At 73.9% G+C, this 19,434-nt stretch carries 14 protein-coding genes; 3 read left to right on the top strand and 11 right to left on the bottom strand.

Annotated elements, in window-relative coordinates; all coding sequences use genetic code 11:
• Window positions 1–2 precede the first annotated feature (2 nt).
• The 10 genes from ACFVU9_RS32870 to ACFVU9_RS32825 form a co-directional block, all read right to left on the bottom strand.
• Complete coding sequence (locus tag ACFVU9_RS32870; RefSeq protein ID WP_380496609.1) at window positions 3–542, bottom strand: hypothetical protein; 540 nt, start codon at window positions 540–542, stop codon at window positions 3–5.
• 103 nt (window positions 543–645) lie between these two features.
• Window positions 646–1,218 (bottom strand): hypothetical protein, encoded by a 573-nt coding sequence (locus ACFVU9_RS32865; RefSeq protein ID WP_387599712.1) that lies wholly within the window; start codon window positions 1,216–1,218, stop codon window positions 646–648.
• 64 nt (window positions 1,219–1,282) lie between these two features.
• Window positions 1,283–1,918, bottom strand: coding sequence for a hypothetical protein (locus tag ACFVU9_RS32860; protein WP_387599709.1), 636 nt, complete (start codon window positions 1,916–1,918; stop codon window positions 1,283–1,285).
• Between the two features lie 194 nt (window positions 1,919–2,112).
• A complete protein-coding gene (locus ACFVU9_RS32855; protein WP_380441962.1) occupies window positions 2,113–3,132 on the bottom strand; it encodes an N-acetylglucosamine kinase in 1,020 nt (339 codons plus the stop codon).
• 342 nt (window positions 3,133–3,474) lie between these two features.
• On the bottom strand, window positions 3,475–4,776 hold the full coding sequence (locus tag ACFVU9_RS32850) for a 6-phospho-beta-glucosidase (protein ID WP_380441964.1): 1,302 nt from the start codon (window positions 4,774–4,776) through the stop codon (window positions 3,475–3,477).
• Window positions 4,776–5,675 (bottom strand): carbohydrate ABC transporter permease, encoded by a 900-nt coding sequence (locus tag ACFVU9_RS32845; RefSeq protein ID WP_387599705.1) that lies wholly within the window; start codon window positions 5,673–5,675, stop codon window positions 4,776–4,778. The genes ACFVU9_RS32850 and ACFVU9_RS32845 overlap by 1 nt, the downstream gene beginning before the upstream one ends.
• Window positions 5,676–5,712: 37 nt before the next feature.
• Entirely contained in the window at window positions 5,713–6,711 is a 999-nt protein-coding gene (locus ACFVU9_RS32840; protein ID WP_380441968.1) for a carbohydrate ABC transporter permease, read from the bottom strand.
• Window positions 6,712–6,757: 46 nt separating this feature from the next.
• Window positions 6,758–8,113, bottom strand: coding sequence for an ABC transporter substrate-binding protein (locus tag ACFVU9_RS32835; protein ID WP_387599702.1), 1,356 nt, complete (start codon window positions 8,111–8,113; stop codon window positions 6,758–6,760).
• A 130-nt stretch (window positions 8,114–8,243) separates the two neighbouring features.
• Window positions 8,244–9,434: an ROK family protein gene (locus ACFVU9_RS32830; protein WP_380506929.1), complete on the bottom strand. Its 1,191-nt coding sequence runs from the start codon at window positions 9,432–9,434 to the stop codon at window positions 8,244–8,246.
• Window positions 9,435–9,810: 376 nt separating this feature from the next.
• Window positions 9,811–10,989 carry a mechanosensitive ion channel family protein gene (locus ACFVU9_RS32825; protein ID WP_380441974.1) on the bottom strand — a complete coding sequence of 393 codons (1,179 nt, stop codon included), beginning with the start codon at window positions 10,987–10,989 and terminating at the stop codon, window positions 9,811–9,813.
• Window positions 10,990–11,446: 457 nt separating this feature from the next.
• Here ACFVU9_RS32825 and ACFVU9_RS32820 point away from each other — a divergent pair, with 457 nt between their 5' ends.
• The gene (locus tag ACFVU9_RS32820) at window positions 11,447–12,091 is read left to right on the top strand and encodes an HNH endonuclease (RefSeq protein WP_380441976.1); all 645 of its coding nucleotides are present in this window, start codon (window positions 11,447–11,449) and stop codon (window positions 12,089–12,091) included.
• A gap of 149 nt (window positions 12,092–12,240) precedes the next feature.
• Here the strand turns inward: ACFVU9_RS32820 and ACFVU9_RS32815 are convergent, their stop codons facing one another.
• Complete coding sequence (locus ACFVU9_RS32815) at window positions 12,241–16,245, bottom strand: beta-N-acetylglucosaminidase domain-containing protein (RefSeq protein ID WP_387599699.1); 4,005 nt, start codon at window positions 16,243–16,245, stop codon at window positions 12,241–12,243.
• A 643-nt stretch (window positions 16,246–16,888) separates the two neighbouring features.
• Between ACFVU9_RS32815 and malQ the strand changes: the two genes are divergently transcribed.
• Together malQ and ACFVU9_RS32805 are read left to right on the top strand one after the other, a co-directional pair.
• Entirely contained in the window at window positions 16,889–18,973 is a 2,085-nt protein-coding gene (gene malQ / locus ACFVU9_RS32810; protein ID WP_387599761.1) for a 4-alpha-glucanotransferase, read from the top strand.
• 84 nt (window positions 18,974–19,057) lie between these two features.
• The gene (locus ACFVU9_RS32805) at window positions 19,058–19,285 is read left to right on the top strand and encodes a hypothetical protein (protein WP_380441980.1); all 228 of its coding nucleotides are present in this window, start codon (window positions 19,058–19,060) and stop codon (window positions 19,283–19,285) included.
• The last annotated feature ends 149 nt before the right edge of the window (window positions 19,286–19,434 follow it).

Genomic DNA, 19,434 nt, shown 5'->3' with positions numbered 1-19,434 from the left:
CCTCAGCCTCGCCCTCCCGAGGACCGCCGCCCGCGCCGGAGGGGTTCGACCGGGCTGAGCATGCTGTCGACGAGCCGTTGGGAGGATTCCGTGCGCGCGCGGTCGGTGCCCGCGAGGTCGGCGAGCAGCAGGGCTATCATCTCCGCCTCCTGTTCTTCGACGGTGGTGTAGCTCGTGCGGGCCAGGCCGAGGGCCCGGGCGACGAATTCGGGGGTGAGGTCCGGCAACAGACCGGTGAGGTGGCGCAGTTCGAGGACGCCGGTGTGCTCGCAGGCGACGTGCCCGAGTTCGTGGAGCTTGATGAGGTCCTGGTGGGCGGGGGTGGTGTGCCGTTCGTAGAAGACGACGTCGATGCTGGGGAGGGCGATCCACAGTCCGCAGGGGGCGTCGTGGCCGAGGGCGGGCAGGGGTTCCATGGCGATCGGCCGGCCCCGGTGGCGTTCGAGCGAGGCGCGGAAGCCTTCGACGGTGAACGGCACGGGCAGGTCGAGGGCGCCGAGGATGTTCTCGCAGCGCCTGCGGAGGCCGCGGGGAAGTGGCATGCGGGAAAACGTTCCTTCAGTCGGCGGCGATCGGCGAGCGGGCGCACGTGCAGGCGAGCGGGCGTACATGCGGGCGGGCGGGCACACGAGCAGGCGGAGGGCCTCAGTTCGCGTCCGAGCCGCTGAGGCCGTCTGCTCCCGACGCCCCTTCCTCCAGGGTCTTGAGCCGTTCGGCGAGGACGAGCAGCATGTTCAGGCTGTTGTCGGACAGTCCCGAGGCGCGCTTGACCAGGCTGACCACCCCGGAGTTGCCGAGGGCCTGCCGGAGGTCCCCGAACTTGTCGAGGCGGTCGAGCTGTTCGTCGACGTCGGCGGTCCTGCGGTCGTCCAGGAAGTAGGCCGCGCCCTGCCGGATGCCGAAGCCGCGGCCGAGCCAGTCGAGGGTGTCGACGGTCGGGTTGGGGCTCTGGCCCTTCTGCGTGACGCCGTGGTGGAGGTTGCGGATGGTGTCCTTGGAGATGACGTCGCGTCCGGCCAGGGTGTTGATGCGGTCGGCGAGTTCGCGGTAGGTGGGGGCGCGTCCGTCGGCCCGGGCGGCGTCGCGGGAGATCAGGTGGTCGATCTTGTCGGCGATGGCGCGGGCGCGGCGCGGCGGGTGTTCCGGCGCAGCGGGGTGGTCAGCGCCAGGGCGGTCGACGACGGGGTGGTCAGCGCCGTCCGGCTCGTGTTCGCGCACGTCACCCGCCCCTCCGATCGATCCGGGGCACCAACCTATCGCGGGGGCCCGGCCCGCTGAATCCCTACGGGCGGCCGAGTTCCGTGATCCGCATGATGCGCCCGTGCGAGTCGAGGACGACGTCGTACGTGTTGCCGTAGCAGCCGTAGGGGGTGGCGGGAGGGCGGGCGGCGAGGCAGTCGTCGAGGTGGGTGAGGAGTTCGGGCAGCGGCACCGGTTTGGCGGGGTCGCCGTTCCGGCGGTCGACGAGGGCGGCGTCGACGCCGGCGGCGGCGAAGGAGTAGCGCATCGGGCGGCCGACGGGCTCGAAGCGGTTCGACGAGCAGAGGTACCGGGTGGCCCGGGCGGTGAGCCCGGGGCCGTCCAGGGCGCCTGCGGCGTCCGCCGCCCCTGCCGGGTCCGCCGGGTCCGCGGCGACGACGAGCAGCACGGTGTGCCCGGGGTGCTCGCCGGCCGGCGAGCACGTGGCGGGGGCGGACGGCAGTGAAGGGACCGCCTCGACGGCGTCGTCACCGGCGTCACCGGCGTCCCCGGGGTCGCCGGCGTCCCCGGGGTCGTCGTCCGGGCCACCGGACTCGCTGGACGCGCTCACGGCCGTCGGGTGCTCGTCGACGGGGGTGCAGGAGGCGAGTCCGGCGACGGTGAGGGCCACGGCGGTGCAGGAGAGGACGGCGGTGAGCAGGATGCGGGGCGTGGCCATGGCACCAGTCTCCCCGGCAACGTGGCGGACGTGTACATCCGGTCGTGGACGCGGACATCCGGTTACACGTGTGCGGGCCGGGGTGCGGTTCCCGCCCCCGTCGGATGTGCGGACCCGACGGGGACGGGAAGTTCAGGAGGGCCGGAAGTTCAGGAGGGCCGGAAGGCCAGGACGACCGGAGGCTCAGGGCCGGTTCACACCGCGACCGGTCGCCCGGCCTCGTACGCCTCCCGCACCCGCGCCTGCGCCCGTGCGTCGCCGCCCAGGTGGTCGAGCCCGAGCAGGGCCGCCCCGAGCACCGGCGGCGCGACGACGACCCGCGGCTCGGCCAGCGGCGCGGCCTTCGCGAGGCGCGCCGTGACGTTGTCGAGGAGCAGCGGCTGCCGGGAGGCGAGCACTCCGCCGCCGAGCACGACCGGGGCGGGCGCGTCGAGCAGCTGCAGCCGGGTGAGCGCGACGACGGCGAGCCGGACGATCTCGTCGGCCTGCCGGTCGACGAGCTCCCGCGCGGTCGGGTCCCCCGCGTCCGCGACGGCGAACAGCACCCGGACGATCTCGTGCAGCCGCGCCGCCGGCAGGTGCCCGAGGTGGACGGCCTCGGCGACGGCGCCGGCGCTGGGCAGCCCGTAGTGCTCGGCGATGGCCCGGGCGAGGGCGGTGGGCCCGCCGCGCCCGTCCTCGGCGCGCACGGCGTGCCACATGCTGTGGCCGGCGAGGCTGGCGCCGCCGCCCCAGTCGCCCGTGAGCTCGCCGAGGGCGGGGAAGCGCGCGGTGCGGCCGTCCGGGAGGAGGCCGACGCAGTTGATGCCGGCGCCGCAGACGACGGCGACGCCGCGCGGGCCGTCGGTGCCGGCGCGCAGCAGGCCGAAGGTGTCGTTGACGACGGTGTTGCTGACGCCCCAGGGGTGGGATTCCAGCGCGGTGCGCAGCGCCTCCTCCTCCACGGGGAGGTCGGCGTTGGCGAGGCACGCGCTGACGTGGGTGGTCAGCCGGCCGGTCCAGGTGGGGTGCCCGGCCGCGCGCGCGGCCTCCTCGACCAGCGGGGCGAGGCCGGCGACGGCGGCCGCGCCGCCGATCTTCTGCGGTGCGAAGCCGCCGCCGCGGGCGGTGCCGAGGACGGTGCCGTCCGCGCCGATCAGGGCGACGTCGGTCTTGGAGTTGCCGGCGTCGATGGCGAGCACGCCGGGCAGGAGTGGTTCGGGCTGGTGGGTCATCAGGTCCCCGCGACTCGTACGTGGCCCGGCCGAGGGTGCCCGGCCGGGTGGCCCGGCCGGGGGTTCCCCGGCCGGGGGTGGGCGGTCCGCTCGCGGAGCCCGGCCCGCGACACCCTCATATCGCGGGCCGGGCCGTCCACGGCGACGCCGGGGCGCGGACGTCGGGCCGTCACAGCGGGCCCGGGACGCCTGCACGCCCGGATGCCCGGACGCCTGCACGCCCGAACACCCGGACGTCAGGACGCCCGGATGCCCGGACGCCTGCACGCCCGAACACCCGGACGTCAGGACGCCCGAACACCCGGACGTCAGGACGAGCGCGACCGCCCGGCGCCCCGGACGTCAGGCCCAGGCGAGGTGCTCGCGGTTGTGGGCGAGCAGCCGGTCCGTCAGCCGGTCGGCGAGGTCGAACTGGCCGACCAGCGGGTGGGCGAGCAGCGCGTCGTACACGCGGTCGCGCCCGCCGCGCAGGGCGGCGTCGAGGGCGAGGTGCTCGTACGAGGTGACGGCCGCGACGAGCCCGGCGTAGAGCGGCTCGACGGGCCGCTGCGGCAGCGGGCGGACGCCGGCCGCGTCGACCTCGGCCGGCACCTCGATGACGGCGTCGTCGGGCAGGAAGGGCAGTACGCCGTCGTTGCGGGTGTTGACGACCTGGACGGAGGTGCCGCCGTCGGTGCCGAGCAGGGCGGCGATGAGCTGGACGGCGGCCTCGGAGTAGAACGCGCCGCCGCGCTTGCCCAGCAGTTCGGGCTTGGTGTCGAGGGCGGGGTCGGCGTACATCTCCAGCAGCTGCCGCTCGATCTCGGCGACCTGCGCGGCCCGCGAGCCCTGCGCCTTGAGCTCCTCGACGACCTCGTCGTGCTGGTAGTAGTACCGCAGGTAGTAGGACGGGACGACGCCGAGGCGCTGCACGACGGCCTGCGGCAGGTGGAGGTCGTCGGCGATCTCCTTGCCGAAGTCGCGGAGCAGCTCGGGCAGCACCTCCCGCCCGCCCGCCGCGCCGGGGGCGTCGAGCAGGGTGACGCCGCGCTCCCAGGTGAGGTGGTTGAGGCCGACGTGGTCGAGCCGGACGAGCTCCGGTGCCACCCCGAGGTGCGCGGCGAACTTCCGCTGGAAGCCGATCGCGACGTTGCACAGGCCGACGGCCTTGTGCCCGGCCTCCTGGAGGGCCCGGGTGACGATGCCGACCGGGTTGGTGAAGTCGACGATCCAGGCGTCCGGGTTGGCCCGGCGGACGGTGTCGGCGATGTCCAGCACGACGGGGACGGTGCGCAGCGCCTTGGCGAGCCCGCCGGCGCCGGTGGTCTCCTGGCCGACGCAGCCGCACTCCAGCGGCCACGTCTCGTCCTGGTTGCGGGCGGCCTGGCCGCCGACGCGCAGCTGGAGCAGGACGGCGTCGGCGTCGGCGACGCCGGCCGCGACGTCCGTCGTGGTGGACACGACCGCCGGGTGGCCCTGCTTGGCGAAGATGCGCCGCGCCAGCCCGCCGATCAGCTCCAGCCGTTCGGCGGCCGGGTCGATCAGGACGAGTTCGCCGATCGGCAGGGTGTCCCGCAGCCGGGCGAAGCCGTCGATCAGCTCCGGGGTGTACGTCGAACCGCCGCCGACGATCGCCAGCTTGAGTACGGACTTGGTTGCGGACATCAGCCCTTGACCCCTGTCAGTGTCACGCCTTCGATGAAGGCCTTCTGCGCGAAGAAGAAGAGGAGGATCACCGGTGCCATCACGAGGAGGGTGGCGGCCATGGTGAGGTTCCAGTTGGTGTGGTGGGCGCCCTTGAAGGACTCCAGGCCGTAGGAGAGCGTCCAGGCGGCGTGGTTCTCGCTGGCGTAGATCTGCGGGCCGAAGTAGTCGTTCCAGCAGTAGAAGAACTGGAACAGGGCGACGGCGGCGATGGCCGGCTTGGCCATCGGCAGCACGACGCGCAGCAGGGTGCGCAGGTCGCCGCAGCCGTCGATCCGGGCCGCCTCGATGTACTCCTTGGGGATGGTGGTGAGGAACTGGCGCAGCAGGAAGATGGAGAAGGCGTCGCCGAAGGCCATCGGGATGATCAGCGGCCACAGGGTGCCGGTGAGGTGCATCTGCTTCGCCCAGAACAGGTACATCGGGATGATGGTGACCTGCGGCGGCAGCATCATCATCGAGATGACCGCCATGAGCGCCAGTTTCCGGCCGCGGAAGCGGAACTTGGCGAGCGCGTAGGCGACCGGGAGGCTGGAGACGACGGTCAGCAGCGTGCCGGCGCCGGCGTAGACCAGGGTGTTGCGCCACCAGGTGAGGAACCCGGGCGCCTCCCACACCTTGGTGTAGTTGCCCCACTGCCAGGAGGTGGGCCAGTAGTTCGTCGTGAGCGCCTGGCTGTCCGTCATGACGGAGGTCAGGAAGGCGAAGACGAACGGGAGGATGAAGAACAGCGCGGCGGCGATGCCCAGGGCGTGGACGGCCACCCAGTTGAGCGCGGCGCGCCGCCGGGCGGCCGCGGAGCCGGCCGAACGTCCCGAGGGCGACGAGGCCTTGGCGAGTACGGGGGTGCTGAGAGTCATGAACGGGTCCTCACTGGTCCGCTGATCCGCTGGTCCGCTAGTCCTCGCTCGCCATGAAGCCGGAGCGGCGGCGCAGCAGGAGGGAGGTGACGGCCATCGCGATGGCGAACAGGACCAGGGCGACGACGCAGGCGGAGCCGGTGTCGAAGCGCTGGAAGCCGAGGTTGTACACCATCTGCGGCAGGGTCCAGGTGGAGCCCTGCGGGAAGCCGGGCTCGAACTGCTGCCCGGAGTTGCCCGCGATGCCGCTGGCGACGCGCCCGGCGACGATCGCCTGGGTGTAGTACTGCATGGTCTGGATCACGCCGGTGACCACGGCGAACGTGATGATCGGCGAGATGTTCGGCAGCGTGACGTAGCGGAAGCGCTGGAGCGGCCCCGCGCCGTCGAGTTCGGCCGCCTCGTACTGCTCCTTGGGCACGTCCAGCAGGGCGGCCATGAAGATCACCATCAGGTCGCCGATGCCCCACATGGCGAGCATGGTGAGCGCGGGCTTGGACCAGTTCGGGTCGGCGAACCAGCCGGGCTGCGGGAGCCCGAGCTCGCCGAGGAAGTGGTTGACCGGGCCGGTGCCGGGGTTGAGCAGGAACGCGAAGGAGACGGTCGCGGCCACCGGCGGGGCCAGGTAGGGCAGGTAGAAGGCGGTGCGGAAGAAGCCGACGCCGCTCTTGATCTTCGTGATGAGCAGCCCGATGCCGAGCCCGAACAGCACCCGGAGGGACACCATGACGACGACGAGCCAGAGGGTGTTGCGCAGGCCCTGCCAGAAGAAGGGGTAGTGGTTGAAGACGTAGTCCCAGTTCTTCAGCCCGTTGAAGGCGGGTGCCGAGAACCCGTCGTACTTCATGAAGGAGAAGTAGACGGTGGAGATCAGCGGGTACAGGAAGAAGACGCCGAAGCCGATCAGCCAGGGGGAGAGGAACGCGAGGGTGCGGGCCGCCTCCCGGCGGCGCTTCCGGCGCAGCAGGTGCTGCGTGGAGTGCGCCGCCGGGTCGGCGGGTCCGGTGCCCTTGCGGGTGCCGAACGCGAGTGCCATGGGGTGCTCCGAGTGCCGTGTTCTTCGGACTGCCGTGCCGGGCCGGTTACTTCGCCTGGGCGATGGCGGCGTCGATCTCCTTGGCGGTGGCGGCGAGGCCGGCCGCGAGGTCGGGCTGCTTGCCGGACTCGTACGCGTAGCCGAGGTTCTGCAGCGACACGATGTAGGCGCCGCCGTTGGCGCTGGCCGGGGTGGTGCCGGAGTTCGGGTTCTTCGCGATGTCCAGGAAGGTCTTGAAGTTCGGGTCGCTGATGAGCTTCGGCGAGTTCAGCGCGTCGAAGGTGCTCGGCACGTTGTGGATCGCGTTGGCGAAGCTGACGACCGCGTCGGTGTCGGTGGTCAGGTACTTCACGAGCTCCCAGGCGGCGGCCTGCTTCTTGCTGCTGCGGGCGATGCCGATGACGGTGCCGGTCTGGTACCCGCGGCCGTAGGTGGCGGCCTGGTCGTCCGGCACCGGGAACGGGGCGGTGGCCCAGTCGAAGTCGGGCTTGCTCTCGGCGAGCGAGTTGGTGCGCCACTCGCCGTCGATGGCCATGGCGACCTGGCCGGTGTGGAAGGGGTTCTTCTCGCTGAACTCCTCGCCGAAGGTGGAGCGGTACTTCTCCAGCTTGTCGAAGCCGCCGAGCTTGTCGACGAGGCCCTTCTGCCAGCTGAGCATCGCGGCGACCTTGGGGTCGGAGGCGAGGGTGGACTTGCCGTCGGAGCCGAAGTACGTGGGCCCGTACTGGCCGAGGAAGTGCTCGGTGGTCGACTCGTAGCCGTGGTAGTTCGGCATGAAGCCGAGCTGCTTGAAGCCGTCGCCGTCCGGGACGGTGAGCTTGGCGGCGGCGTCGGCGAACTCGCTGAAGGTCTTCGGCGGGGCGGTGATGCCGGCGGCGGCGAAGGCCTTCTTGTTGTAGTAGAGGCCGTAGGCGTCGCCGAGCAGCGGCAGGGTGCACTGGTTGCCCTGGAACTGCGTGTAGTTGAGCATCGCCGACGGGAAGGTCTTGGCGGCGTCGATGCCGCTCTTCTTCAGCAGCGGGTTGAGGTCGATGAAGGCCTTGGTCGAACAGAACATGCCGACGTTGTTGGTGGTGAAGGAGGAGACCACGTCCGGCGCGTCGTCGCCGCCGGCCCGCAGGGCCTGGTTGACCTTGTCGTCCGCGATGTTGGCCACGGCCTTGACGTGGATGTTGGGGTGGGCCTTCTCGAAGGCGGCGATGTTGTCGTTGATCGCCTTCACCTCGTTGTCCTGGCTCCAGCCGTGCCAGAAGGTGATGGTGACGTCCTTGCCGCTCGCCGAGTCGTCGCTGCCGCCGGCGTCGTTGCTGCCGGTGCAGGCGGTGGCGAGCAGGGCGAGGACGGCGCTGCCGGTGACGGCGGCGATCGTGCGGCGGCCTCTGCGGGAGGTGGTGGGGTGCACTTCGAGGTCCTCCTGGGGGTGCGCGGGCAGGCGTCATTGCCTCGTCGCCCGCGGTCGGGGGTTGGGGAGAGGTGGGTGCAGGGGTGGATCGCAGGGGGAGTCGGGGGGAGTCGGCAGGGGCAGGGGGCTGTCAGTGGGTGGAGAAGACCGCCTCGCGGGCGGCCGCCAGGGCGCGCTGGAGCGCGCCGAGCAGGACGGGTGAACCGGCGAGGGTGCTGCTGCGCACTTCCGGGCGGGCGATCGAGAGCCGGGCGAGCTCCTCCTGGACGAGCGCGCGCAGATGTTCGCCGCCGGCGCTCGGCACGCCGCCGGAGAGGACCACCAGCTCGGGGTCGACGACGGCGACGATCACGGCCAGCCCGACGGCGATCCGGCCGGCCAGTTCGCGGAGGAACTCCTCGCCGGCGCCCGGGGTCGCCAGGGCCTTGGCGATGGTCTCCTCGGCGGTGGGCGCGCCGAGCCCGTGCTCGCGGGCCAGCGCCCGGACGGCGGCCGCGCCGACCAGGTCCTGGAACCCGCCGAAGTTGCGGCGGCGCACGTCCCGCACGACCGGCGAGCCGGGCACCGGCATGTAGCCGACCTCACCGGCGCCGCCGGTGAAGCCGCGGTGCAGCCGCCCGGCGATCACGATCGCGGCGCCGATCCCCGCACCGGCCCACAGCAGGACGAAGTCCTCGGAGCCCCGTGCCGCGCCCGAGGCCTGCTCGGCGACGGCGGCGAGGTTGACGTCGTTCTCGATCGACACGGGGGCGCCGATCTCCCCGGTCAGCTCCTCGACGAGCGTCGGCGAGTGCCAGCCGGCCAGGTGGGAGGCGTAGCGCAGCTTGCCGGTGACGGGATCGGGTGCGCCGCTGACGCCGATCACGACGGTGTGCAGCGCGCCCTCCCCGATCCCGGCCGCCCGGACCGTGTCGGCGACCGCCGCGGCGACCCGGGGGACGGTCCCGGCGGCCGGGGCGCCCTTCACCGGCACGACGTGCTCGGCGAGCGTGCTGCCGGTGATGTCGGCGACGGCGACCCGGATCCCGGTGGCCGTGACGTCCACCCCGGCGACGTACCCGGCGGCCGGATTCACCTGGTACAGCTGCGCGTTGGGCCCGGGCCCGCCCGCCGTGGTGCCGACCGGCAGGACCAGGCCCGCCGCCTCCAGGCGCGCCAGCAGCTGGGAGGCGGTGGGCTTGGAGAGCCCGGTGAGCGTGCCGATCTGGGTGCGGGAGAGCGGTCCGTTCTCCAGCAGCAGTTCGAGGGCGGCTCGGTCGTTGATGGCGCGCAGCAGGCTGGGGGTGCCGGCGAGGGGGGCCTTGGCGGTGGTCTTGGTCACGCGCAGAATCCTCCTCTTCCGGCAGGTCGGGGGCGTACCCGGGGGAACTCCCGGGGGTGTCCGGGGAGCGCCCGGGGGGTGTCCCGGGCCCACGGTGCGAACTGTTAGGAAACTTTCCAGTCGCTTGGGAAGGACCGTACGGTCAGCGTCGGCGGAGTGTCAATGGCCCGCCGGGCGGTGGATGCCGAAGCGTTACCGGGCAGCACGAAGCCCCGCCCCCACGTCGGTGGGAGCGGGGCTTTCGTCCGCGTGTCCTGGCCTTCCCGGCCGCTGCGAAGGGGTGTTACGACTCGGCGAAGTCGTCCATTGGCGGCTTACGGCTCGGCGAAGTCGTCCGTCGGCGGCTTACGGCTTGGCGAAGTCGTCCGTCGGCGGCTTACGGCTTGGCGAGGTCGTCCATCGGCGGCTTCGGCGCCGGTATCGGCTCGGTCGCCTTGTAGCGCGCCGAGGTCGGGTCGGCCAGCGAGGACGGCGGCGACGGGTCCGGGGCCGCGGCGATCGCGACGCCCGTGGCCGCCGCCTCCTCCTTGACCTTGATGCCGGCGTGGTCGAAGGCCGCCTTCAGCCGCTGGCGCATCGCCCGCGCCACCATCGCCGCCTTGCCCGGCGCCGTCCTGGCCTCGATCCGCACCACCACCGAGTCCGCCGCGACCGACTCCACGCCCAGCACCGACACCGGCTCCCAGATCAGCTCGTCGTACGGAGCCTCCTTGGACATCGCCTCGGCCGTCTCCTGGATCAGGTCCTCGGCCCGGAGGAGGTCCTCCTTGTACCCGACCTGGACGTCCACGGTGGCCGTGGACCAGCCCTGGCTCATGTTGGCGATCCGCTTCACCTCGCCGTTGCGGATGTACCAGATCTCGCCGTTCGCGCCGCGCAGCTTGGTCACCCGCAGGCCGACCTCCAGCACCGTGCCGGCGGCCACCCCGGTGTCGATCTCGTCGCCGACGCCGTACTGGTCCTCCATGATCATGAAGACGCCGGAGAGGAAGTCCGTGACCAGGTTGCGGGCGCCGAAACCGATCGCCACACCGGCCACACCGGCGCTCGCCAGCAGCGGCGCCAGGTTCACCCCCAGCGCGGAGAGCACCATGAGCGCCGCCGTGCCGAGGATGCCGAAGGACGCGACGCTGCGCAGCACCGAGCCGATCGCCTCCGAGCGCTGCTGGCGCCGCTCCGGGTTGACGACCCCGGTGTTGGCGAGCAGTCCGCCGATGCGGCCGTGCTCCTCGGCGCTCTCGTGGGCGCGCGCCATCCTGGTTATCAGCTGCGTGATGAGCTTGCGCACCACCGCGCGCAGCACCAGTGCCAGCACGATGATGAAGACGATCCGCACCCCGGCGGCGAGCCAGGACTGCCAGTGGGTGTCGAACCAGCTGGCCGCCTGCTTGGTGGTGTCCGAGACCTCCTGTGCGCTCGTCGGGATCCGCAGGTCGAGCTGCGGCACCTGCGGCGCGGTCGGGCCGGGGGACGGCGTCGTCGACTGGGAGGACGCGTCGGCGAGGCCGAGGACGCCGGAGCGGAACACGTGCGGGACCTTCCTTGCAGGGGGCATTGCCCGGTCCCGTGCCGCAGCGAGCCCGACCCGCGGACCGTCGCCCCAGCCTAGCGGGCACCGAACACCCGACCGGACCCGCCGAACGGCGCGCGGGCCGCCCCGGACGCCCCGTCAACGCCCCGGTGCGCTCCCGCGCGCACCCGTCCGGGCACCGCCTCGGCACCGCTCCGGCACCCCCGGGAGGCGGCCCCACCACTGCTCCGACCGGCCGAGCAGTCCCCCCGGGGGGAAGCGGAAGGGCTCCTACCGGGGGCCCTGGTGCAACCCGACCTTCCGCCGGGCATATCGGGTATGACGGAAACCACACCCGGAGATCACGTCAGGTCCGTTACACAGGAGTGGTGGCGCCGTACGAAGGCGTAAGGCGACACTGGGGGAGATCACTCACCCGTTGGGTGATCCAACCGCTCGTCCCGGCGCGAGCCACGCGCCGCAGGCGTCCAAGGAGGCATCCGTGCCGCATGTCCTGGTCCTCAACGCGTCCTACGAGCCACTCGGCGTCGTATCGATGCGCCGCGCACTCATCCTGGTCCTCAACCACAAGGCGGTCAGCCTGGAGGACACCGGAGTCACTCTGCACAGCGCCACCAGCGCCCTTCCGGCGCCGTCCGTCGTCCGCCTGACCCGCTTCGTCCGGGTCCCGTTCTGCGGGCCCGTCCCGCTCACCCGCCGGGCGCTGTTCGCCCGCGACCACGGCCGCTGCGTCTACTGCGGGGCCGCCGCAACCAGCGTCGACCACGTCATCCCGCGCAGCCGGGGCGGCCAGCACCGGTGGGACAACGTCGTGGCGGCCTGCCGCCGCTGCAACCACACCAAGGCCGACCGCCACCTGACCGAACTCGGCTGGCGCATGAAGCGCCCGCCCGCGCCGCCCTCCGGCCTCGCCTGGCGGATCATCGGCACCGGCATCAAGGACCCCCGCTGGCGGCCCTACCTGGAGCCGTACGGCGGCGGCGACCAACTACGCGCCCCGCAGTGGGGCGAGTACGAGCACCACGACCATACCGAGCCCAACCACTCGGTCCCGATCGGCCGGGCGCACGGCGCCCACGCCGCCCCAGTCCGCCGCGGCGAGCAGCCCGAACCGCTCTCCGCCTGAACCAGAGCTCCACAAGGGCCTGCCCCGTCACATCTCGGTACGCCTCATGGGCCGCCGCGCACCCCACCGGGGAGCACGGCGGCCCGCCGTGTGTACGGCCGCCCCGCGGGCGACCACTGCACGGACCGCTGTGCGGGCCACTGCACGGACTACTGCTTGGGCGGCGTCCCGGCGGCCGGCGGCTGCTGTCCCGCGGCCGGCTGTCCCGGCTGCGGCTGCTGCTGCGCGGGCGTGGTGCCGGGGGTGCCCGGGGTCCCCGGCTGCGCCGGAGGAGCCACCGGCGGCTGCGGCTGCGCGGGCGGCGTCACGGCGTACAGCTCGATCCCCCACAGCGAGTAGCCGTACTTGGTGGCCCGGGTCACACCCTGCATCCGCAGGAACTTGGCGTTCGCGGCGTCGAAGCGCACCGTCTCGTCGCCGCCCTTGCCGTTGTCCACGCTCGCCGCGGTCGTCCAGGTGACCCCGTCCGACGAGGTCTGGATCTTGTACGACGCGGCGTACGCGGCCTGCCAGTGCAGCACCGCAGCACCGAGCCGGACGGCCTGCGGCAGCTCCAGCTGCACCCAGGCGTTGTCCTGCGCGGGCGAGGACCAGCGGGTCTTCGGGTCGCCGTCGGCGATGTTCGAGGCCGGGAAGTTCGCCGTCTCGTCGCCCGAGGAGGTGGCCTTCGCGCCGAGCGCGAGGTCCGCCCCGCCGGTCGGCGGCACCACGTGCACCTGGAGCACCTGCTTGACGACGGTCGAGCCGGCCACGTACTGCACCGGCACCTGGTACGTCCCGGACGGCGTCCCGGCCGCGGCGCTGACCAGCAGCGGCACCCCGACCTTCCCGCCGCGCGGCACCGTCACCCCGGCCGCCGGCGCCACCGTCAGGCCCTTCGCCGCCGCCGGCACGTCGGCCTGCAGGCTGCCGGTGGTGCCCTCGGGGCGGCCGGCCGTGACCGTCGCCTGGGTCTGGGCGGGCGCGGCCGCGCCGGTCACCACGTCCAGGGACGGGTCGGCCAGGGTGAGCCGGGCCGCGGGGGCGTCCGCGTACCAGGGGATCACCTGGTTGACGACCGGCGGGTCGCCGCCCGGCTTCCAGGTCAGCCGGAACGCGTCGGCGGGCTGGCCGCCGGCCGGCAGCTCGTTGTAGCCCGGGTTGATCGTCCCTATGTCGAACCAGGTGCCGTCCGGGCGCCGCAGCGACACGGTCGCGGTGGCCTTCACACTCGGGTCGGTCAGCACGGTGAGCCGGTCCACCGGCCGGGCCGCGCCCAGCTCGACCGTCAGCGGCTCGTCCTGCGCGGTCGGCGCGCTGGCCGCCCGGTAGGCGGTGTCCGGGTTGCCGTCCAGCACCGCCGCCGCCGAGGAGCCGGGCAGCGCGGCCGGTCCGCCGGAGACGCTCGCCGGGGCCTCGTCCGGCGCCGTCACGGTGAACTCGCGCACCGCCACCGCGGTCTTCTGGGCGGCGGTGGCGCGCAGCCGCACCGCCCGCACCACCGTGCCGGCGGGCACCTGGGCGCTGACCGTCTTCTGGTTCTTCACCACGGCCAGCTGCTTCCAGCCGCCCTCGCCGGTCGAGTACTCCAGCACGCCGTCGCGGATGTAGTCGTCCACCGCGCTCTGGGCGTCCGGCCCGTCGCCCCAGCCGCCCATCAGGACGGTGACGCCGCTGACCGGGCGCCCGGAGCCGAGGTCCACGCCGACCGAGTCGCCCGGCTGCGGGGGAGCGGAGCTCCAGTAGAAGGTGTCGGCCTGGCCGTCGGTCATCAGCGCCGGCAGGTGGTCGTGCGCGGAGCCCATCGTCGTCGTCGGGCTGATGCCGCCGCTGACCACGCCCGCCCAGTTGTCGGCGGCCCGCAGCGCGTGCTCCAGGAACGGGCCGAGCACGCCCGCGCCGATCGTCGCCGGGCTCTGCGCCAGCTGCTCGCGCAGCCGGTTCAGTTCCACCCGGGCCTTCCAGGCGGCGGCGCCGTCACCGCCGTGCTGCGCCAGCAGCATGTCGAGGGCGGCCTGCCCGGCCAGCCCGTACCCGTGCAGCGGCGCCAGCCACGGCCCGGCCTCGGCGGCCAGCGCGGACGTCGCCGCGGTGCCGGCCAGCGTCTCCTGGGCCGAGGCCATCGCGCCGAACGCCTCCCGCAGCGGGCCCGCGGCCTCTATCAGCTTGGCGAGGTCGGGGGCCGCGCCCGAGGTGGGCTCGGCGGTCGCCCAGAACCTGTCGATCAGCGGGGTCAGGTAGCCCGACTCCTGCTTGGACAGCGGCGAGGACGAGCTGTTGCCGGCCAGCGCGGTGACGGCCGCAAGCGCCGACCCGGCCGGGGTCGCGGAGGCGCCGGTCGGCCCGGCCATCGTGCGCAGCGCGGCCTGCCAGGACTCGTCCGGCTTGTACGCGGCCGGGTTCCAGGCGAAGTCGCCGGCCGTCGACAGGGCTATCCGGGAGGCCACCGGCTGCTGCATCGCCCCGGTCAGCATCACCGCCGAACGGCTCGCCACCTCCGGGTCGCGCCCGGTGTAGGCGCCGAGGTAGAGCCGGTCCGGGTTGGCGTCGTTGACCGGGTAGTTGTCCATGGTGACCAGCGGGTGCCCGTACAGGCCCGCGGTGTCCGAGGCCTGAGCGCCGGTGATCTTCTCCGGGATCACCCCGACCCCGCTCCACGCCACCTGCACCCCGGCCGGCAGCGCGTCCGCGAGCGCCTTGCGGTAGGGCGTCGAACCCGACTGGTGGTACTCGGTCGGCACGATCGACAGCGGCGCCAGGCCCGGGTTCTTCGAGATCAGCCGGTCCTGCACCTTCGCGGCCAGCGCGGCCTGCGCCTTGGCCGCGGCGGCCGGCCCGGTGCCGTACGTCGAACGGTCGTCGGAGCAGTGCCACTCGTCGTAGCTGACGTCCAGGAACTGCAGCTGGAACGCGGAGAAGCCGAGGGCGCGCAGCCCGTCCAGCTTCGCCACCAGCGCGTCCACGTCCTTGCCCGAGCTGAAGCAGAACGACTGCCCCGGGTCGACGGCGTACCCGAGCGTCACGTGGTTGGCGGCCGCCCGGCCGCCCAGCTCGCGCAGCTCGGCCGTCTTGTCCGCCGGGTACGCGTCGCGCCAGCGCGACAGCCGGTACGGGTCGTCACCGGGCGCGTAGAGGTAGAAGTTCTGCTTCGAGCGGCCCAGGAACTCCACCTGGTCCAGCCGCTGCTGCGCCGTCCACGGCGTGCCGTAGAACGCCTCCGCGGTGCCGCGCACCGGCGCCCCGGACGGCCAGTCGCGCAGCGTGATCCCCGGCAGGCCGAGCCCCGAGGCGCCGGGCGCCTGGTTCTGCCCCTGCCCGGCCGGCACCGCCGCCAGCAACTGCCGCAGGCTCTGCGCCGCGTAGAAGGTGCCCGCCGCGTCCGCGCCCGCCAGCACCACCGCGCCGTACGTCCCGCCGCCCTGCGCGGGCAGCTGGCCGGCCGTCAGCACGTAGCCGCCGATCGGCATCCCGATCAGCGACGGCGCGGCGCCGTCCTTCGTCCCGCCCGCGGCGGCCAGGTCGCGCAGCGCCCGGTCCACCGCGCCGCCCGCGCCCTCGGCCGGCCCGCCGACGTACACGACGAGCGAGCCCGCGGCCGGCGGGGCGTCGACGTCGGACACGGTGGTGAAGTCGGTGGCCCCGGCGATCCCGAGCACCTCGTGCACCGCGTCCACCGCGCCGTGGTCCGCCTTCGGCGCCGTCACCAGCGTCACCGCGGCCGGCACCACGACCGGCTTCCCGGCCACCGTCTGCTCCTGCGGCCGCGGGAACACCTGCGGGTTCGTCACGCTCCCCAGCGGGGTCTGCGGCGCGGTGCTCACCACGTCCGGCCCGGGTACCCCCACGTACGCCGCCGCCGACGGCACCGGCCCCGCGAGGAGCCCGCCGACCACGGCCGCCGCGGCGACACCGGCCGCGATCTGCAGCGCCCGCCGCCCCGGCGCGCGGCTCCCGGCCGCCCGCTCGGCGCGCACGGACGCCAGCAGCGGCTCCGTCCCCTTGAGGTCGGCGATCAGCCGGTCCGCCGTCTTCGGCGCCAGCTGACGGCACGTCCGCGCGGTGGCCCGCCGGGCCGCCAGCGCCGCGGGGTGGTGCAGGACATCGCGCAGCGCGGAGCTCTGCTCCAACTGCTGCCGCAGCCGCCGCCCGGCCGCTACGGAAACTCGGGCTTGCACAGGAGCCTCCTCGCCAGGCCTGGACCACATCGCCGCAACCCCACCAGCTACCCAACCCGGTGTCAACGCCGTCGTCAGATATGTCCACTTTGCCCAATTGATCACCGTGCCTCCCCCCCCGGGTCATCCCTCCCACCAGCAGAACCGCCCGGGGCGGCCGGTCCTCCTGACGGCCGGTCGACCGCTCGCCGCCCTCGCGCCCTCCTCGCCCCTCTCTCGACGCGCGCCTCTGCCCACCCCCGCAGCCGCGCCGTTCCCCCTTCCCAGCCCCTCCTGGCGGCCGGTCGACCGCTCGCCGCTCCTCGCGCTCTCCCCGTCCCTTTCTCGACGCGCGCCTCTGCCCACCCCCGCAGCCGCGCCGTTCGCCCTCCCCGGCCCCTCCTGACGGCCGGTCGACCGCTCGCCGCCCTCGCGCTCTCCTCGTCCCTTTCTCGACGCGCGCCTCTGCCCACCCCCGCAGCCGCGCCGTTCGCCCTCCCCGGCCCCTCCTGACGGCCGGTCGACCGCTCGCGCTCGTGTCGCGCAGCGTCATCGGGCCGTCACGCGGGTAGGACTGTGGTCGTCCCGAACTGGCGTTGCCGAGACATCGCAGGAGCCGCGAGTGGCCGCTTATCTCGACCGTGACGGAGCCGACGGGCTCAAGGTGCCGGCGCAGGACGCTCCGGCCCCGCCACCCGAACTGGTGGCGCTGGCACAGGCGCACGGGGTCGATCCGAAGGACCCGGGGCCCGGCGGGGTGCCGGTCGGCGCGCGGACACTGGTGGCGGTGCTGCGGGCGCTCGGAGTCGAGGCCGGGACGCCGGAGGAGGTGCGGGCGGCGCTGGACCGTCACCGGGCCGAGCAGCAGGCCCGGTTGCTGCCGCCCTGCGTCGTCGTCCGCCAGGGGCGCCGCACCGCGCTCGACGTCCCCGCCGACGCCCGCCTCCACGTCGAGCTGGAGGACGGCGGCGTGTGGGAACTGCCCCGCGGCCACTCCCACTGGCTCCCGGCCGACCTGCCCCTCGGCCGGCACGTCCTCACCGCCGAGTGCGCCGGCGGCACGGCGCGCGCGGCCCTCGTCGTCGCCCCCGACAAGCTCCCCGGACTCCCCACCCGCAGCTGGGGTTTCCTCGCCCAGCTGTACTCCCTCCTCTCCGAGCGGTCCTGGGGCATGGGCGACCTCGGCGACCTCGCCGACCTCGCCCAGTGGGCCGGCGCCGACCTCGGCGCGGGCTTCGTCCAGATCAACCCCCTCCACGCCGGCCTCCCCGGCGCCCCCTCCGACCCGTCCCCGTACCGCCCCTCCTCTCGCCGCTTCGCCGACCCCGTCCACCTGCGCGTCGAAGCCGTCCCCGAGTACGCCTACCTCGTCGGCGACCAGCGCGCCGAGGCCGAGGAACTCGGCCGCCGGGCCGCCCGGCTCCGCGCCGAAGTGCTCGCGCACGACGGCCTGATCGACCGGGACGCCGTCTGGGCGCTCAAGCGCGAGGCGCTGGAACTGCTGCACGAGGTCCCGCGGGGCACCGGCCGCGACGCCGCCTACCGGGCCTACCTGCGCCGCGAGGGCGAGTGGCTGGAGCGGTACGCGCTGTGGAACGCGATCGCCGAGGAGCACGGCCCCGACTGGCACGCCTGGCCCAAGGGGCTGCGCCACCCGGACGGGTCCGGGATCGAGCGCGCCCGCAAGGAGCTCGCCGACCGGGTCGAGTTCCACCGCTGGCTCGCCTGGCAGGTCGACCAGCAGCTCGCCGCCGCCAGGGCCGCCGCCGACGGCGCCGACATGCCGGTCGGCCTCATCCACGACCTCGCGGTCGGCGTCCACCCGGACGGCGCCGACGCCTGGGTGCTCCAGGACGTGCTGGCGGGCGGCATCTCGGTCGGCGCCCCGCCGGACGCCTTCAACGCCCACGGCCAGGACTGGGGCCTGCCGCCCTGGCGCCCCGACGCCCTCGCCGCCGCCGGCTACGCCCCGTACGCGGAACTGCTGCGGGCCGCCGCCCGGCACGCCGGCGCGGTGCGGATCGACCACGTGATGGGGCTGTTCCGCCTGTGGTGGGTGCCGGAGGGGCACGCGCCGACGGAGGGCGCGTACGTCCGCTACGACGCCGAGGCCATGCTCGGCGTGCTCGCGCTGGAGGCGCACCGCGCCGGGACGGCGGTGATCGGCGAGGACCTCGGCACGGTCGAGCCGGGCGTCCGCGAGGAACTGGCCGAGCGCGGGATCCTCGGGACGTCCGTGCTGTGGTTCGAACGGGACTGGGCGGCCGGCGGGGAGGTCCTGCCACCGGACCGCTGGCGGCGCGGCTGCCTGGCCACCCTCACCACCCACGACCTGCCCAGCACGGCGGCCCGGCTCTCCGGCGAACACGTCGAGCTGCGCCACCGGCTGGGGCTGTTGGCCCGGCCGCTGGGGGACGAGCAGGCGGAGGCGGCGGCGGAGCTGGCCGAGTGGCGGGCGGCGCTGACGCGGCTGGGGCTGCTGGCGCCGGGGGAGCCGCTGTCGATGCCGGTGCTGTACCGCTTCCTGGGCGCCACCGGGGCCGGGCTGGTGGGCGTGTGGCTGCCCGACCTGGTCGGCGACCCGCGCCCGCAGAACCTCCCCGGCACATGGGACCAGTACCCGAACTGGCGCCTCCCGATCGCCGACGGCGCCGGCCACCCGGTGACCCTGGAAACCCTCGCCACCACCCCCGCCGCCCCCTTCCTGTCCCACCTCCTGGCCCCCACCCCGCGCCACCACCGCCCCTGAGCCGCCCCCACCCGGAGCCCCGGAAGTCCCATGAGGCCCACCCCGACGCGCGCCACCCCATAAGCCCCGGGTAAGTTGGAAAACGTGGACAAGAGGAACGCTTTGCGAGCCGGCGCGGTCTCCGCAACGGTCACGCTGATGATGCTGCTGTCGTCGCCCGCCATGGCCCTCACCCGGGACGACGGCGACGACCCGGGTTCCGGCCTCGGCGTCGGCCAGACCATCGGCCTGTACGTGCTGATCCCGATCGCGGCCTTCGCGATCATCGCCGCCCTCGCGGGCCTGCCGTACGGCAAGGGCAAGAAGAAGTAGCCGACGGCCCCCGCGGCCGTCCACCAGTAAGACCCGCACCAACGCCGAAGGGGCGCCGGACCGAGTCCGGCGCCCCTCCGCGTTGCCGGGCCTAGGGTCTGTTTTGGAAGGTCATCGGACTTGATGCCAGGCTCATCGGATGGGGCGTG

This window comes from Kitasatospora sp. NPDC057936 (assembly GCF_042887525.1).
GTDB lineage: Bacteria > Actinomycetota > Actinomycetes > Streptomycetales > Streptomycetaceae > Kitasatospora.
This window is presented reverse-complemented; position numbering and strand designations above follow the sequence as displayed.